This is a genomic window from Pseudocalidococcus azoricus BACA0444, assembly GCF_031729055.1.
GTDB classification, from domain to species: Bacteria; Cyanobacteriota; Cyanobacteriia; order Thermosynechococcales; family Thermosynechococcaceae; genus Pseudocalidococcus; species Pseudocalidococcus azoricus.
On the sequence record NZ_JAVMIP010000001.1, the window covers coordinates 319815 to 336663 of the forward strand.

Genomic DNA, 16849 nt, shown 5'->3' on the forward strand with positions numbered 1-16849 from the left:
GGTCAAGTTGTGCCTAAAAGTATCCACCAACAAGCTCCTGCCACCAGGCCAAGTCCGAGTTGATGGGGCAACAGCAGTTTTAATGATTGTCGGGTAATCCGTTGACTTAACCAGAGGCTCACCCCCAGGCCAAAGAGAATCACAACCCCTTGTAAAAATGCAATCACTGCCGGATGGGCTACAAGGATCGGTAAACTAATGCCATTAAACCCAATCGTTGCTGCGGCCACTGGTAAAAGTTTGCCCCCTTCTCCTAAACCCCAGGGTAAATAATGGGCTAAGTTTCCGGCCCAAACTAACGGCAAATACCCATAGGCTAATTCCAACCAGGGACGCGGTTTAATGTTTCCTGAGAATAGCCAGGTTACGCCATAGGCCAAAATCGGAATCAACGCCGCTATACCTAAAACCGCTACGGAAGCCAGGCCATGGAACCAAAAATTTTCCAGATGCCAGTTAAAGCCGCTCAAGTATTCTAAATCCGGTAAATGATGCAGAAAAATTCCCCCTAAGAGTAACAACAACAGGGCAATTTCGGCCGGGCGGGGGGTATGGGTCGTCCAAAGTTCAATGCCGGGGGGACGCAAATTCAAGGCAACAGACCGATGGGGACAGGCCTGGAGGCAGGTCATACATAAAACACAATCCCGGTTATCGACTAATTGGGCTGGATGGGAATAGAGGGGACAGCCATTGGTTTCTAACCCTTCCCCCAGGGCAGGCCCGCCTTTATAGCATTGGTAGGTTGAACATTCTGCCCCACAAGTCCCCTGCTGGGCCCGGAGTTCCGTCATGGAAAGCTTGGCAAACAGGCCATTCATCCCGCCAATCGGGCAGAGATAGCGACACCAAAATCGCCGTTCAAAGCGCAAGGAGCCAATCACCGCCCCGCCTGTAATCAAAAGTAAAAGCCAACTGGACAGATAGGCCGTATTGGGTAAATCCCAGAGTTCTTCCCATAAAAAAATGAGGGCAAACAGGGCAAATAAAAACCAGGCCCCGTATTTTTCCGCCGTTTGTCTTGGCCATTTTTCTAGGGTGCGGGGAAAGAGCCAGAGGGAAAGTTTTTGGGTCAGTTCGCCATAAATCATGAATGGACAAACCGCGCACCACAGCCGCCCAACAAAGGGAAAGCCAATCAGGATCAATGGCCACCACCAACACCAAAACAAGTTCAAGGCAAAATTCTGATCCCGTGTTTGTGGCCCACAAAAGAGAATCGCCACCACTGCCGCAAAGACCCAGGTTGTGATCCCATAGTTGAGCCAGTTGGGCCAGGCCGGACTTCTCAGGAAACTGCGCAACCTGGGATAGACATTCAGTAGATTGACCCGAAAGCGGCGTTTTTTCCCTTCAGCAGCCCAGAATACTTCTTCCGTTAAGTCTGCCCGCTCCCCGCGTTGATTCACAGCCCGCTCCACCAGGCCCGCCAATTCCCTTAAATTTCCGGGAAAGTCATAGCTCTGTAAGCGGCGGAGGGCTTCTGGGGTGAGGGATACTCGTTCGCAACAACGGGCCCGACAAATCAAGCTGATGTAATAGTCCACATGGGCTTCAATATCGGCCTTGCGAACCCGTAAGGGAGGTACTTTAATCCTGGTGGCAATCACCTTGTCCAAACGCGTATCGGCTTTTTCAGCAATTAAAATAATCCGGGCCTGGTTGCGGCTAAAGGTCACTTCAGGGCTAGACTCCGTTGCCCCAACTGGTTGATAGGTATTGGTTTTTAAGAGATTGAGAATTGCTGGCCATAGGGGGGCGGGTAAATCTTGAATATTGTTGAGGATGATGGTTCCCGTACCCACCCAGGCCAAGAGTCCTGTTTTTCCCCCAGATCGGCCAAAAAGTTCGGCTCCACTCAGTTGCAGTTTGTCACAGGCAATTTTGATTAGGGGTTGTCGCCGTTGCCGGGAGCCGAAGTGGATCAGGGCTGCAATATTATCTTTTTCCAGGCCTGGTTCGCCAAAAATCAGCACATTCTCCTGGCCTTGGGCGGCGGTTTTAATCTGTTGCCGGAGTTGGACTGCATAGCGACTTTTGCCAATAATCCCACGCTTGGCCTGGGGAACAATATAGGGGCGGAGAATCTGTTGGCGTTCCTGCTCGCGGCTGAGTTGGTTGGTAAGAGTTGTCACCGCGACGGCTAGTTGTTGGGAGAGGGCCTGGGACAGTTCCGGGTGCTGGTTAATCAGTTCGGTTAATTTGGCCTGGGGTAATAGCCAGAGTTCCGCAGCCGTGAGGGCAGTAATTGGGTTGGCAATCGGTTGCTGGAGGAGAAGTTCAGCCCAAAATAAAACTGCGCCCGGAAAGAGAATTTCAGTTTGTCCCAGGCCTGTGCTGGTTTGACTTTCTAACTCACCCGCAATTAATAAAAATAATCCCGGTGGCCTGGTGTTGGGAGGAGTAAGGCGTTGATCAGCCCCCAAAAAAACTAATTCTAAGTGAGTTGCAATGGTTTCTTGCAAGGAATCACTGAGGGCAGCAAACGGGGGGTGTGATTGGAGCCAAACCAAAGCAGTATCAGGAGTCATGGCAAATCCAGGCCAAGGGTATCTCCATTATCCCAGGCCGGAAGAGTGATGTATTATCTCCTCCCAGGGGGAGATGCCGGTTGTTTGTGGCAGGGGTTCAGATTAGGGATGCATCGTTCTTAGAACAAGGAAAGTTGACTAACCAGGCCAGGGTCTTCAATTGCTGCTCTCCTTAGCATCAGAAGTCATGATCAGTTTGATCAAATTCAAGGGCAGAGAGTCGGTTTCGCCCAGTTCATCTACATAAATCTGATGGACATTTCCACTTTCTATAGCAATACCCATTAATAAGTGAGCTATAATTAAACTTATCTATTGTCAAGTAAGATGAGGGAGACAACCATGAGTTACAGCGAAGATTTACGGAAGAAAGCCTTAGAAGCAGTCGCTAGAGGAGCAGTAAAAGCGCAGCTATGTAAAACTCTAAATATTAGTCGAAATACTCTAGATTCTTGGATAAAACGTTATGTAGAAACTGGCTCATATACTCCTCCTTCTTATCATCATCAAAGACGTAAACCCAAAATAGATAATCTGGATAAATTCAGAGAATTTGTTCTTGAGAATAATGATAAGACTCAACAGCAATTAGCAGATTTATGGGGTCATAATATTACTCAGCAAGATGTTAGTCGCGCTCTGCAAAAGTTGAATATAACCCCAAAAAAAAGACCTACACCTATGCAGAAAAAGATGAAGACGAACGCAATAAATTTACGGCTCAGTTAAAAGAAACAGCCCCTTGAACCATCCTATACATAGACGAAGCTGGGATTGTAGACCACAGGTCATGCGTAGCTAATCGAGATCATTACCCTTATGGTTACAGTCTCAAAGGAACCCGATGCTATGGCGTTAAATGCGGTCGCAAGCGTGAGCGAGTGAGTTGGGTCGCTGCTCTATACAATCACCAGTTAATTGCCCCCTTAGTTTTTTCAGGGTCATGCAACCGAATTTTAATAAAAGAGTGGTTTAAAACCAAGTTATTACTTCAACTTAAACCCAACACTAAAATTATCTTAGATAATGCCTCTTTTCATAAAGGACAAGACTTAGAACAAGTAATTGAAGAAGCGCATTGTCAACTCTGGTATTTGCCTAAATATTCACCAGACCTCAATCCAATCGAACGTTGTTGATCTACATTAAAGAATAGCATGAAGAAATCGCTAAATGCCTTTGATTCGATTCATGAATGTGTAAATAATGCATTTATAAATAGTCCTATAGCAGTTGGGTAGTGCTATAGAACCATGTTAGGAGATGAGCGAATAAAATCACTAACCGATTCTTAATTTCGTTTTTTTCACGAATCCCCATAGATATTAACTCTTGGGCGAGATGTTCCCAATCTAAAGGTTTAATCTGATGTTGGGCTAAGGCCTGAGCTTGCTCATTAACCCATGCATAAAAATCCTGCTCATATAATGATTGCTTAAGTATCATGGAACTGTCCTAAAATACGACCCGTTGGTACAAAGACTGTATCGAAATCTGGAAATTAATTGACATTAAAGCCAACACACTCTCTTGACCTTCAATTGGCTGGAATAACCATTGCCCATCATCCCGTTTACTAAATTGCTCGACATAATAGGCGGATTGGGAAATGAGAATATATTCCTGCAAACTGGGTAACAACCGATAAAATCCAAACTTTTCAGTCCGGTCATAATTCGCTGTCAAGTCTGATAACACCTCAATAATCACCTTGGGGTTTGTCACCACCACCGGATTGTTACCTTGATAAATAGGTTGACCCTCGGTAATTAAAACATCAGGATAGGTATAGACTCGGCAAGGTTCAATCCAAACTTTGACATCATTGATATAGGTGTAATAGTCCTGATCATCAACGGTGAGGGGAAAAAGGCGACAAAAGTTGAGGGCAATTTGGTTATGATATGTTGTCCCGCCGGTCATGGGGATAATCTCTCCGTCAATGTATTCATTTCTGAACTCAGCGGTTTCCTCTAGGGCCAGATACTCTGCCGGACTATAGTGCTTAACGTCTGGTTGGGCAATCATGGTCTTTCTCCCTAACACCCCTGGCAAAAATTTTGGTTCATGGCTATGGCGTTACGCATTCAAGGCGAGACGGGGACAGTGCTTGATGGGCAGTCTTTTTGACATTTCTCTTCTCTCAGAGCAGTCTGCCTAAGGCTATATCCCATAACTTAACATTTTCATTCCCAGGCCTAGGTCTAATTTAATGCAGCAATAATAAAATTTTCTAGCTCTGTAACTTAAGCACTTAGCCTTTACCGTTGCGTTGGCCATAGTGGTTGTTGTAGTGAATCCTCGCGCCGGCCCAGTGGAGTTTTTCCCGCAGTGTTTGATAAAAAGAGTAATGATCTTTCAAAACAATAAATCGGGCTTCACAATTAGCCATGAAAACATCCACCCGCTGGCCTGGCCAAATCGAGGTGGCTAAAACCCCATCCATCCAGAGTTTGGTCGTTAAGTTGCGATCTTCGAGGGGCCAAATGCTAACAACCGAGCGGGCCGGTAAAACAATCGGGCGACTGGATAAACTTAAGGGACAAATCGGGGCAACGGCAATTGCTTCCATCCCCGGATGAATAATTGGCCCATTGGCGGCGACTGTATAGCAAGTGGATCCAGTCGGAGTCGCGACAATCATCCCATCCCCTTGATATTGATCCACCACATCCCCATCAATTTCCATTTCCAAGATGGCGGTCAACATCCGGTCGGCTGATGCGGGTTTAATGCACATTTCATTTAAGGCTAAGTATTTTTCTCCCACAGGTTCAGATTGGGGTCGCGGCCCTTCATAGGCCTGGGCCTGGAGCATCATCCGTTGTTGCATGGCATATTGATCGTCTCGGAGTCGCTGCAGGAGGGTGGCTGTATCTTGAAACAGTTCAAAGGGTTCCGTCAAAAATCCCAGATGTCCCCCCACATTCACCGCCAATATTGGAATACCTTCAGGGGCTAAATGTCGGGCTGCGGCTAGGGCTGTGCCATCTCCCCCCAAAACAAAGGCCAAATCTATCGGGCGATTGACTGAGGCCATAAACACGGGATAGGGATTATCCTGGGGGCCACTGGGGCCAACGAGAATCCGACACCCTTCTTGTTCGAGGATCTGCCCCAAGGTTTCGGCCCAACGTTGACTAAAGGCATCTCCAGCTTTGTAAACAATCAAGGCCTGGGCTAATTCCACAGCAAACACTCCTGAGACTGACTCAGTTTTTAGGGGGGTGTAAGTACAGTTATAGTCTGGACAAATGCAAGGCAATACTAGAGTTCTAAACTAAGGCTCTCAACTAAATCTCCAAACTAAAGAGTAGGGAGTCTAAAACTTCGCCGTTGATGGTTTCTGAAATTGTCGCCAGGATAGCAGTCAGCTTGGCATGAAGCGTATTCAGCAAGGCCTGGTGGAGGTCAAAGCGGGAATTGATTTCCGAGCTAAGGCTAATCAGGCGAATATTTGGCAACTCGGCATCAATTTTTAAAACCCCAGCCGCGCGCCAGACATAGAGGGAGCGTCTAATTTCATTGTCCGAGGCCTGGAGATCAGGGGGCAACTGAATTTGATGGAGGAAAGTATTCATGTCTTGGTGGCTGGGGCGAAGTTCAAGCAGGGCCTGGCCAATGATTGCCAAAATGGACGCGCTAGGTAAGTTTTCCTGAAATAGGTCGCCATTGGTGTTAAACAGTTCGCCAAAGTCTGTGGCCAGGATCTGCCGATAGGTGTCGGGATGATGAAGGGGCTTAGGTATAACATCCGGTTCAAGGCTAAAAGGTTCGGGTATATAAGAGCGGCAAAAGAGTTTTAAGCAATTTCCAGCCCGTGCCAAACAAAATTCTGAGTCCTGGCAGGCAAAACGCAGGTATTCATTAAAGCGGACAATTCCCAAAGGGAGAAAAATTTGCTTGAGGTGAGGAATAATCGCATAAATAATTGGCTCAACTAGGCTGGGGAAAATGCCTTCCGCTTGAAACGTCTGCGATTTAGGGGAGAGATAAAAATAGGCGTTTAGAAGTTCTTGAATTTTGCGCGCCGCTTCAATTGGCTCCCTAGAGGTGAGGGGGGAGAGTTGAGCGACCAGGCCATCCGCAAACACCACCATTGCTTTTCTTGAGCTAGGGGTTGGACTGGCATTAGAGGGTTCGGAAGTTTTTGCGCCAGTGCGTTTTCGTCTTCTGCGGGGTTTGAGGGGTAGCTGGGGATCGCCAGTGGGATCGGTGAGGTTGGTGCCGTTTAGGGGTGTGGGTGGGAGAGGGGGTAATTCCAGATCAGCCGTTTTAGGGGGAGCCTCTTGACTATCTGGGGAAAGGTTCGTTATGGTTTCTGCTGCTGCTTCACTGGTGCGGTTCTGGCTACGCAGGATTGGTCGGGGGGGGCTGGAGGAGAGTACTTCACCATTGGGACTGACTGGGTTCCGTTGGCGTTGATCAACCGGATAGGGAATCTGAATAAAGTGATGACACATGGCCTGGAGTTTTTTACTGGCAGAATTGTCATAGGCACAACCGACCAAAACTTTTCCATACCAGCGGAGTTTCTCAGCCAGGGAGGCAAAGCCACCATCCCCGGAGACAATCACCACACATTCAATAATCGGGTTTTGATGGACTAGGTGAATCGCATCCACAGAGAGTTGAATATCTGTGGCATTTTTCTTGATGTCATGTTCAAAGTTAATAAATTGCTCGGGTTTAATCCCCAACTGACTGATTTGTTGACGAATGCTTTTAAGAGCATCATTACTCCAATCCGCATAGGCATATTGACCGACAATTTCCCCAACAATTTCGACAGCGGTGATCCGGTCTAAAATATCCTTGATGGAAACGCGATAGATATGGCCGTTACGATTTTTATAGCCTTCTGTTAAATTTTCAATATCAAATAAAATAACGGTCTTCAATTTAGAAATAGTCCCTTGCTGGGGGGGAATTTCTGGGGCAACGGGATTACCATGGACAAGAGTCACCCGGCCTGGTTCGATCCCATTTGGGTCTGTTGCTTGGGATGGACGATCTTTAGGAGTTGATTCCTCTTGTTTCCGAGATTGGGTAATTGCACTGCTTCCCAAGGCCCCCAGGCCACTGCTGAAAATAATCGCCACTGGGTCTTTCAACGTCAGGGCCAGAGTAGAAATGGTGCCAGCAGCCAGGGTACTGAGGGTAATAATTAACCAAGATTGAGTTGGGGAGCGAAACAGATTCATAAAACGAGTCTAAGACTTGCGTAAGTCCTTAGCCATATTGCGGAACATATCCAAATTGTTATCCCGTTGCCGCCGTTCGGAAAGCTCTGGGGCTGGTTGATTCACTTCTTCCAGGGTAGGCTCAATGGTGGCCCGATTCTGGGCTTCTAGATCCACTTTTTCCAAGGATGAAACCACTTCAATCACCTCGGCTCCCTCTTTGGCTCCTCCGGTGGCGGGAAAGGTTTTTCGGACTGCCTTGGCCGTGCGCATATAGTCAATATTGCCAAAGGTCTTTGCTTCATCGGGATCTAGAAAAAACTCTTGGTTTGGCTTGTCTGGCTTAGGATTGGCCGCCTTGGCTGCTTTCTTGCCCCCCAACAACCCATCAAATAACCCCATACCGCTACCTACTCTTAAGAAAAGAATCAACTCCCCATAGTTTAATGTCAAATCCTAGGTTTTACAAAGGTTTACAGTAAGTCGGTAGCCGGATTGGTGCAGAAATTCTCTCCAGTCTGAAAAAGCAGAAAATGCCGTTGGTTACAATGGACAGTACTGTGCTGCGAGATTCAGTTCCATGGCCCCACCAATTTCCCTAGTTGGCTTAAAGGCAGATCAATTTCGCCATCCCCTTGATCAGCAGGCAACCCAGGCCCTGAAGCAACTCCCTGGCATGGATCTCCTCGTGCGTAACCTCCTGGCCCCCGTGGCTGAACCAGTTTTTTACCTGGAAAATATTAGCTCGAGCCTCCTAGTCGGCCCCAACCAACTCCCGGAACTCCACGCCCTCTTGGGCCAGGCCTGTGAAATTTTAGATGTGGAAGTGCCGCAACTCTATGTCCGCCAAAATCCAGTTCCCAACGCCTACACCCTGGCCATGCGCGGCAAGCAACCCTTTATCGTCATACACACGTCTCTGTTAGATCTACTCACTCCAGCGGAAATCCAGGCCGTGCTTGCCCATGAACTCGGTCATCTTAAATGTGAACATGGGGTTTACCTCACCTTGGCTAATTTGATTCTCTTGGCTGCGGGGCAACTTAATCCCTGGGGAACGATCTTGGCCCAAGGCCTGCAAACCCAACTCATGCAGTGGTTACGCTGTGCCGAATTAACCTGTGACCGGGCGGCGTTGTTGGTGGCTCAGGATGCGCGGGTTGTGGCTTCGGTGTTGATGAAACTCTGTGGGGGAAGTCGCACCTACCAGGATCAACTGAACTTGGATGCCTTTCTGGCCCAGGCCCAGGCCTACAGTCAATATCGAGATCAATGGGGTGATCTGTATAAAGATGTCCAAACAGCCCAACTCACCCATCCCTTACCGGTGCTGCGGGCCTGGGAACTCCTAAATTGGTTTGATAGCCCCGCCTATGGGCAACTGTTGCGCACCTACACCCGTAAATCACTGATCTAGTAGGATAGGGCCAGCCTTCTTAGAAATTATGGAGAATACAGGCGTAATGGTTTCGCGACGGGTCAAACGCGGGGGACGGCAATTTTGGCAGGAGTTTCGGGATTTTGCAGTCAAGGGTAATGTGATTGATTTATCCGTAGCCGTCATTGTGGGAGGTGCCTTTGGGAAAATTGTTTCCTCCTTTGTGGCCGATATTTTAATGCCCCTAATTAACCCCTTAATTCCGGGTGGCAATTGGCGCGAGATTGTCATTGGGCCGGGGGTGAAGATTGGCAGTTTCGCAGGCAATGTCTTGGATTTTGTTGTGATTGCCCTGGCTATGTTTTTGATCATTCGCGTCGTGATTCGTCAAAGCCCGCCCCCACCCCCACCAGTTTCTGAACGGGAATGTCCGTACTGTTTGGAACTTGTTCCCATTGCTGCAATCAAATGCCGGGCCTGTGCTTCAGAACTTCCCCCGAAAAGTCAGTCCTAAGGTGGGCGACAGGACAACTTTATTCCCCAAAAAATTAGTCTGATGGATAAATTTCTGGATTGGATTTAGTTCGGGGCCTGGGTGAAGCAGTTATCGAGGTCGTTGGTGTTCTGAAAGTCTAACAGGGCTTCAGCCAAACTTTCTAGTTGGGGAATATCAAGACTGCGAATTTGTTGCTGGAGACTATCCGAAAGGGGGCCAAATTTATGGTTAAGGAGCCGCAGGGTTAGCTCAATCTCACCTTCTTGCCGCCCTTGCTGGATGCCTTGCTGAAGCCCATGTTGAAGTCCGCTCTGCTCGCTGGTTTCCACTAAGTCCCGATAGGTGACAGATTCTCGCATAATCTCCTCCCGTAGTAGTTGCTGCAACATTTCTTTCCTAAACTTTAGCCCACCCAATAGATAGGTGTATGTGGTTAAGCTGAGCCGCTCTTCTCGGTTTTCTAAACTCTCTAATCGCTGGGGCACATCAGTAAGCAGATATTCAGGATTTGCGGTTTTGGCTAGAATTGCGAAGGGCCAGAGAGTCGGAAAGGCGAGGAGTTCTGATGCTTCTACTTCCCAGAGACGAATAACTTGATAGCGATGGCGGGTGCTGGCGGTTTCAAAAGAATCTACTTGCACAGCGGTTGAGGTCGTTTCTCTCAAAAATAAGACAATTTGCCTGACTGGCCGGTGATATTGGCGATAAAGCCGGGTGTAGTAATCGAGCATTCTTAAGGACATATCTGGGTCGGCTTGGGTTTGAAACTCCAGATGCAAGATTTGATTCCCGACTCCTAAAAAGCTGACAAAATCTGCCCGGATCGGTTCTACGGAAAGTTCTGTTTTCAGGATGTTTACCTCAGCCACCGATTCCCCTAATAGCCATGTGACAAAGGGCCTAGGATTACTCTCCACAAGAGATTTACAGAGGTTGTCGGAGGTCATGATGAGACCAGGAATATCTTGATTCTGAACCTACTGGGTTTACAGGCCCGGTATGACTTGTAATAATCGTTTGGTTTGCTTATCCCAGGCCCAGTCGGTCATAAACTTGGCGGCGGCTTGACCCCGTTGTTGGGCTTCTGAAGGATTCTGGTAAATTGTCTCTAAGTGATGGATAATTTCGGCAACCTCAGATTCTCCCCAGCCGTCTGTGCCGCGAAATTGGGCGGTTGGAGTAACTGGGGCCTGGGTTTTGAGCGGATAGCAATGAGTAGGGTTTTCTAAACGCCCGATCAAATCCAAATGTCCAGTGTTAGCAGACAAAATGGTTGGGACTCCACAGGCCAGGCACTCCATCGCGACTAGGTTTGTCCCCCCCTCACCGCGATTTGGGAAAATGGCTACATCTGCTTCTCGGTAAATCGGCGGCATTTGTGGGTTCGGCACAGCCCCAATATCCACTACAGCCTGGGGCGGAATGCCATTTTCACCAAGCCAGCGAACCACATCCAAACGCCCATTTTTGTGAGAAGGTATGCCCTGGACATGGCCGACCCGCTCAATTTCAGCCATCGTTTTCGGCCAAGGATTATGCCAGGCCGTGACTAAAAGAGCATCCGGGTGGCAGGCCAAAAATTCGCGAAAGGCCGCAATGACAATATCTTGACCTTTTCGGTATTCCAGTTTTCCACCAGAAAAAATAACAAATTTATCCCCGAATAATCCTGCTTTGGGGGCCGAGTGAAAGAGGGTGGGATCAATGCCTTGATGAACAGTTGTCACGTTTTTAATCCCGACGCTTTGGAGAATTTCAGCATTCCAGGCCGAACCCGCCACAATTTGGTCATAACAATTTGCTTTGGTCACTGCTTCAGCTTCCCAGGCCGTGTCTTCGGAAAAAATCACTCCGATATTGGCTTGTCCCCGGAGTCGTTCCATGAGTGGCAAAGAAGCACAGTTATTTCCTAAAGCATGGAGACAAACAAAATTGGCCTGGAGAACCTCGTTGGCGGGGTGTTGACTGAGAATTTGTCGGAGTTGGGTTTGATGGTTGAGAGTTGGCTCAATCAGAGTCCGATGGAGCGGGTTCAGGGCCTGGGCTTCCGGTAAGGGAGTCAGGGGCAAGGGAAAATATTGTTCAGTTTTAAGAAGAGATAATGTTAAGTTCAAGCCATACACTCGCCAACCGGTTGTGACTCCGATTTCCCAACTAATGCCAATGGCCGGACGGGGCGGATGAGTCCTTAAGGGGGCTGGCAGGGTGGGGAAAGTAATCGGGACTGGGGGAGGCAAACTGGCAGATTGTAACTTTTGTTTTAAGGCGGTGATCACCTCGGCCATAACACTATCCCAATCTTGAGACCGGGACTGGCGGAAAATTCGCACTGTCGGATACCAGGGGCTATCGGTGCGATTTTGCAACCACCGCCAATCACTGGCACAGGAGAGTAATAACCAGACCGGCTTACCTAAGGCCCCCGCCAAATGCACCGGCGAAGAATCCACACTAATAATCAAATCCAATTGAGCCATCAACGCTGCCGTATCCGCGAAGGTTCGCATCCGTTCACTCAGGTTTTGAACTTTCCCCTCATGAAATAAGGTGTGCATTTCTCGCAGGCGTGGACCTTTATAGAGATTGTAAAATTCTATCTCTGGAAGGTTTAACAGGGGCAGCCAGTGATGTAGGGGGCAAGAGCGGCGGTGATCATTCCGGTTTCCCGGACTACCGGCCCAAGCAATCCCGACTTTGAGGCGGACTGGTTTTTGGGGGGCTGGTAAGGGTAGAAAAACACCATCAGCCCGGAGATAGGGGACTTGGTTAGGAATCGTTTCAACCGTGGTTTTGAGAATGTAGGGTAAAGACAGGGTCGCGGCATGGGTATCAAAATCGGGTAAATCAGCCCCGCGGGGAATCACGGCAGCGACTCCTAGGACAGTGCGGACTAAACTCACCAGTGGCCCCTGACATTCCACAATCACCCGTCCCCCTTTGGCTGCGGCAATCGTGGCATAGCGGACAAATTGAATTGTGTCACCAAAACCTTGCTCAGAGTGAATCAGGATGGTTTTGCCATTGAGGTCTTGGCCGGCCCAGATAGGCTGTGTAAACGGACGCGGGGGGCGATTATCGGGGCCTTTAGCTTGCCAGCGCCATTCATATTCTTGCCACCCCTGGGCATAATTGCCTGCCAACAACAATGCTAGGGAATAGTTTTGATGTCCATTGGCATAGCTGGGATCAATCTCTAGGGCTTTTTCATAGGCTCTCAGGGAAGGTTCGACTTGTCCGAGATCGTAAAAGGCCAGGCCCATGTTGTTGTAGGCCATGGCATAGGTGGGATCAATCTGGATGCAGCGTTGATAGGTAAGAATTGCCTCTTCTAGACGGTCTTGGGATTGAAAGGACTTCCCTAAGTTGTAGTAGGTATGGGGGTAGGTGGGTTCAACTTGAATGCCTTGGCGATAGGCAGCCTGGGCTTCTTCATAACGTCCTAAGTCTTGATAGGCGACCCCTAAGTTACTGTAGGCCTGGGCATGGTTGGGCTTGAGGGCAATGGCCTTTTGGTAGCAGGGAATGGCCTGGAGAACGTTTTTGCTGCGTTGGAGGGCATTACCCAGATCGTTGTAGGCGGTGTGGTTATCGGGCTGGAGTTGGATCACCCGCTGATAGTGTTGGATTGCATCCGGGTATTTTTCCTGTTGATCAGCAATTAACGCCAAAAGATAAAACGCACCGGGGGTATTGGGGGCAATATTGAGTACCTGCTGGCAGAGGGCTTGGGCCTGGTCAAATTCCCGTTTTTGGAGATGTTGCTGGGCTGTTTTCAGGGCCTGGGGAATGTCTGTGATGGATGGATTGGTCATTTTTATATCATTGAGGAACGAGGGGAAAAACAAAATATGCAGGGCAGTCGGGGCTAATTCAATCAACCTGTCAACTTAACACTAAAGCCCTCTCGATCCATTTGATTGCCCCAAAAGTAGCTAAATCATCTTTCTGACAACTTCCACACTAAAGTAATTGATATTTTGTCTCTGCCAAGCGATAGAGTCGCCGCCAAACTAAACGATTGGTTAAAACCACGACCAAAGACATGACAATGGTTGCGGCTAATAACAAGGGAAAATCCCCACTGGCACTGGCCTCCGAAATTAATGCCCCCAAGCCATTGGTAGTCTCAACTCGCCCCTGAAATTCCACATATTCACTGACAATGCTGGCATTCCAGGCCCCGCCAACCGCCGTAATAATCCCAGTAATCAGGTAAGGAAAAATTCCCGGTAAGATTAGTGTCCGCCAGCGTTGGAGCGTTCCTAATTGATAGACGGTTGCCGCTTCAAACAGTTCGGTGGGAATGGCCTGGGCCCCGGCAATCACATTAAACAGGATGTACCACATCGTCCCCAGCATCATCAGGGCAATCGAACCAATTTCTAAGCCACCCCCCAAGTGAGCCAAACTCAACAGCAACACCGGAAACAGAGCCGTCGCAGGGACTGAAGCTGCAATTTGAACAATCGGTTGCAGGAGTTGAGCCGCTCGCGGATTTCGCCCAATCGCCACTCCCACTGGAACTGTCCACAACAGGGAAAGAACTAAGGCAACTAATACTCTGATAGTGGTTAAACCCGCCCCCAGGCCAATGTCTTGCCAACGATTTAAGGGAACTTGGCCCATCAAGAGGATGGCGTGGATCGTCCCCCAAACAACCCCCAGGCCCAGGCCAATCAGGATCAGCCAATTCAACTGTTTACGCCAACCACTGAGACCCTGCCCTAAAGAATCTGTCCGTCCCCGTTTAACCCACTTGACAATCCGCCGATCCAGAGTTTCTTGCAGGGGTATTGTCCAGGTTTGATTAAGCCAGCGCAGGGTTGGGGAACGGCGGAGAAAATCTAAAATCCGCGATTGGGGGACATTGGTTGCTTCTACCAACTGAAACTTGAACCGCTCACCCCAGGCAATTAAGGGCCGCCAGGCCAGAATGTCAATCAGAATGATGACTCCAATCAGCACCCCCAGGCCGTAAAGGAGTGCCGGATAATCCCCTGCATTGGCCGCAGTTCCCAAATAGGAGCCTAAGCCAGGGAGGGTAAAGTTTCTCTCGCCCAGTGTAAATGACTCAATCGCAATCAGGAAAAACCAGCCCCCGGCCACAGACATAACACTATTCCAGATCAGCCCAATCGCCCCCGCTGGTAAATCCACTGTCCAAAAACATTGCCAGGGATTGAGCCGATAAATTTCTGCCACTTCCCGTAATTCCCGCGGCACCCCGGTCAACGACTGATAAAAACTAAAGGTCATATTCCAGGCCATACCCGTAAAAATCAGCAAAATCGCTGCCAGTTCAATTCCAATCCGTTGGCCAGGAAACAGGGCAATCAGTGCCAAGACCACCCCCGGTAAAAACGAGAGCACAGGAATGGACTGGAGAATATCTAATAGCGGTAGGAGCACCCGCTCAGCAACTCGGTTATAAAAGGCAAAGTAGGCATAGATAATACTAAAAAACAGGGAAATAAAATAAGCCACTACCATCCGTAACAAGGTTTGGGCCGTATAACTTGGAAGGCTATTAGGACTGAGGTCAATTTGAATTTCCGGATCGTAAACCCCCGTAAAGCGCGAGGCTGTACTGACGACAAAAAAGGCCAAAGTAATCACGGCCAAAATAATTAGGCCATCCTGCCAAGTCCAGGCGACACGATCAATGGTTTGGTTCTCTGGCGTTAAGGGACGGGTCAAGGCACTATACCTCAGTTGTGGTTAAGGCCAACGGATCATCTAAGACTGGGGTTTCTAGGAAAATCTCCTTCGCGGGTTCGTCATAGCCAAATAATTCCCCATAGCGGCCCCAATCAATGGCCGTATCCAGTTGGCGGTTGGCCTCTTGGGGGGTGAAATAACGCTCCAAAATATCAAGGACTAAACTTTCCGGGATACGGGAATTTTGCTTGGCATTCAAAAAGGCAAAAATCTGCTGGACGAGGCGAATATGATTTAACAGTTGTTGCCGAATAATCAACTTGCGTTGGTCAATGTCCCCGGCAATAAAGGCTTGTCCCAACGCTGTGACGGCAATATCCCCCTCATTTAAGGCCACCAGTTGCATTAACTTGGCCCCCTCCACAATCGGTAAAATATCATCCAGTTCAAGCTGAAGTTCTTGCCCAAGGCGATATAAATCCTCTTGGCGGTTCTCTAGAAGTTCCAGTAAGCCCGCAATCGAGCCAATTCGCACATGGGGCAATAATTGATATTTCGGAGTTTGGGGTTCACTGCCCGTTTGTCCGGTACTCATCGGCTCTGGTGTTTCTTCTTCCGGCTCATCTAAATCGGGATTGGTGAGAATTTTATAAACCCGATCCACAATGGCCTGGAATGCGGCTTGTTTGCGATCCCGGTAATGGGGCAACGTCATCGGAAAATCGGCCCGCACCCGGCCTGGGTTACTGCCCAAAACGATGATCCGATCCGCCAAAATCACCGCCTCTTCAATGTTATGGGTGACGATCAAAATGCTCTGGGTCGGAATCTTTTTCTCTAACCACAAATCCAGCAACTCAAACCGCAAGTTTTCCGCCGTCAACACATCCAAGGCCGAGAAGGGTTCATCCATGCACAGCAGTTCTGGTTCCACCGCCAAGGCCCGCGCAAACCCCACCCGTTGCCGCATCCCCCCCGATAGTTCTTTCGGATAAGCATTTTCAAAGCCATCCAGGCCAATAATGTCAATCATTCTCAAAGCTTTGCGTTTGCGCGAGCGTGGCCCTTCCCCAATGGCTTTGAGACCCAACTCCACATTTTCCAGCACCGTTAACCAGGGATACAACGCCGAATTTTGGAAAACAATCGCTGCCCCTGGATTTAAGCCCCGCATCGGTTCTTGTCGGTAAAGCACCTGTCCTTGGGTCGGAGTCACCAGTCCGGTAATAATCCGCATTAACGTCGATTTCCCGGATCCCGATGGCCCCAACAGCGCAACAATTTCCCCGGTTCTTAACTCCAGGTTAATTTGCTCCATAATCGTAATTACTTGACCATTGGGCTGCCGATAGGATTTTTCGATGTTAATCAATTTAATTAGGGATTCGTTCTGCACCTTGGTCGGCATCGGTTCCCTCCCAAATTTATCTAGATGGTCAAAATTAATCCAACTTGATTGTATAGCCTCAGATAGACCGAGATGAACGACTCAAAATTCCCAACCCCAGGTTATCTCTCCCTGCCATTGATAACAGCCAAGCAGAAAAAAGATTACTATCCTTAGGGATACAGCTATGTTATAGTTAGAGACCGGTTCATATAA

General features: G+C 48.7%; 14 protein-coding genes. 4 read left to right on the forward strand and 10 right to left on the reverse strand.

All coding sequences use genetic code 11. From position 1 onward, the window contains the following. Positions 1–2: 2 nt before the first annotated feature. Complete coding sequence (locus RIF25_RS01600; RefSeq protein WP_322876808.1) at positions 3–2531, reverse strand: sigma 54-interacting transcriptional regulator; 2529 nt, start codon at positions 2529–2531, stop codon at positions 3–5. A gap of 342 nt (positions 2532–2873) precedes the next feature. Between RIF25_RS01600 and RIF25_RS01605 the strand changes: the two genes are divergently transcribed. Together RIF25_RS01605 and RIF25_RS17050 are read left to right on the forward strand one after the other, a co-directional pair. Beyond that, a complete protein-coding gene (locus tag RIF25_RS01605) occupies positions 2874–3260 on the forward strand; it encodes a helix-turn-helix domain-containing protein (protein WP_322876601.1) in 387 nt (128 codons plus the stop codon). A 44-nt stretch (positions 3261–3304) separates the two neighbouring features. Beyond that, entirely contained in the window at positions 3305–3670 is a 366-nt protein-coding gene (locus tag RIF25_RS17050; RefSeq protein ID WP_407682277.1) for a transposase, read from the forward strand. Between the two features lie 85 nt (positions 3671–3755). On the opposite strand, the gene RIF25_RS01610 is transcribed toward RIF25_RS17050, so the two are convergent. The 5 genes from RIF25_RS01610 to RIF25_RS01630 all read right to left on the reverse strand — a co-directional run bounded on the left by RIF25_RS01610 (position 3756) and on the right by RIF25_RS01630 (position 8116). Then, positions 3756–3977 carry a DUF29 domain-containing protein gene (locus RIF25_RS01610; RefSeq protein ID WP_322876809.1) on the reverse strand — a complete coding sequence of 74 codons (222 nt, stop codon included), beginning with the start codon at positions 3975–3977 and terminating at the stop codon, positions 3756–3758. 9 nt (positions 3978–3986) lie between these two features. After that, positions 3987–4559: a Uma2 family endonuclease gene (locus RIF25_RS01615; protein WP_322876810.1), complete on the reverse strand. Its 573-nt coding sequence runs from the start codon at positions 4557–4559 to the stop codon at positions 3987–3989. 226 nt (positions 4560–4785) lie between these two features. Continuing rightward, a complete protein-coding gene (locus RIF25_RS01620; protein ID WP_407682296.1) occupies positions 4786–5721 on the reverse strand; it encodes an NAD(+) kinase in 936 nt (311 codons plus the stop codon). Positions 5722–5824: 103 nt separating this feature from the next. Beyond that, positions 5825–7735, reverse strand: a complete 1911-nt coding sequence (locus RIF25_RS01625) for an NYN domain-containing protein (protein WP_322876812.1) — start codon at positions 7733–7735, stop codon at positions 5825–5827. A gap of 9 nt (positions 7736–7744) precedes the next feature. Continuing rightward, positions 7745–8116 (reverse strand): hypothetical protein, encoded by a 372-nt coding sequence (locus tag RIF25_RS01630; RefSeq protein WP_322876813.1) that lies wholly within the window; start codon positions 8114–8116, stop codon positions 7745–7747. 178 nt (positions 8117–8294) lie between these two features. Between RIF25_RS01630 and RIF25_RS01635 the strand changes: the two genes are divergently transcribed. After that, a complete protein-coding gene (locus RIF25_RS01635; RefSeq protein WP_322876814.1) occupies positions 8295–9131 on the forward strand; it encodes a M48 family metallopeptidase in 837 nt (278 codons plus the stop codon). Positions 9132–9177: 46 nt separating this feature from the next. Beyond that, complete coding sequence (gene mscL / locus RIF25_RS01640; RefSeq protein WP_322876815.1) at positions 9178–9606, forward strand: large conductance mechanosensitive channel protein MscL; 429 nt, start codon at positions 9178–9180, stop codon at positions 9604–9606. A 65-nt stretch (positions 9607–9671) separates the two neighbouring features. Here the strand turns inward: mscL and RIF25_RS01645 are convergent, their stop codons facing one another. The 4 genes from RIF25_RS01645 to RIF25_RS01660 form a co-directional block, all read right to left on the reverse strand. Further along, the gene (locus RIF25_RS01645; RefSeq protein ID WP_322876816.1) at positions 9672–10535 is read right to left on the reverse strand and encodes an Rpn family recombination-promoting nuclease/putative transposase; all 864 of its coding nucleotides are present in this window, start codon (positions 10533–10535) and stop codon (positions 9672–9674) included. Positions 10536–10574: 39 nt separating this feature from the next. After that, complete coding sequence (locus RIF25_RS01650; RefSeq protein WP_322876817.1) at positions 10575–13400, reverse strand: tetratricopeptide repeat protein; 2826 nt, start codon at positions 13398–13400, stop codon at positions 10575–10577. A gap of 148 nt (positions 13401–13548) precedes the next feature. Beyond that, positions 13549–15285: an ABC transporter permease gene (locus RIF25_RS01655; RefSeq protein ID WP_322876818.1), complete on the reverse strand. Its 1737-nt coding sequence runs from the start codon at positions 15283–15285 to the stop codon at positions 13549–13551. A 4-nt stretch (positions 15286–15289) separates the two neighbouring features. Beyond that, complete coding sequence (locus RIF25_RS01660) at positions 15290–16654, reverse strand: ABC transporter ATP-binding protein (RefSeq protein WP_322876819.1); 1365 nt, start codon at positions 16652–16654, stop codon at positions 15290–15292. Between the last annotated feature and the right edge of the window lie 195 nt (positions 16655–16849).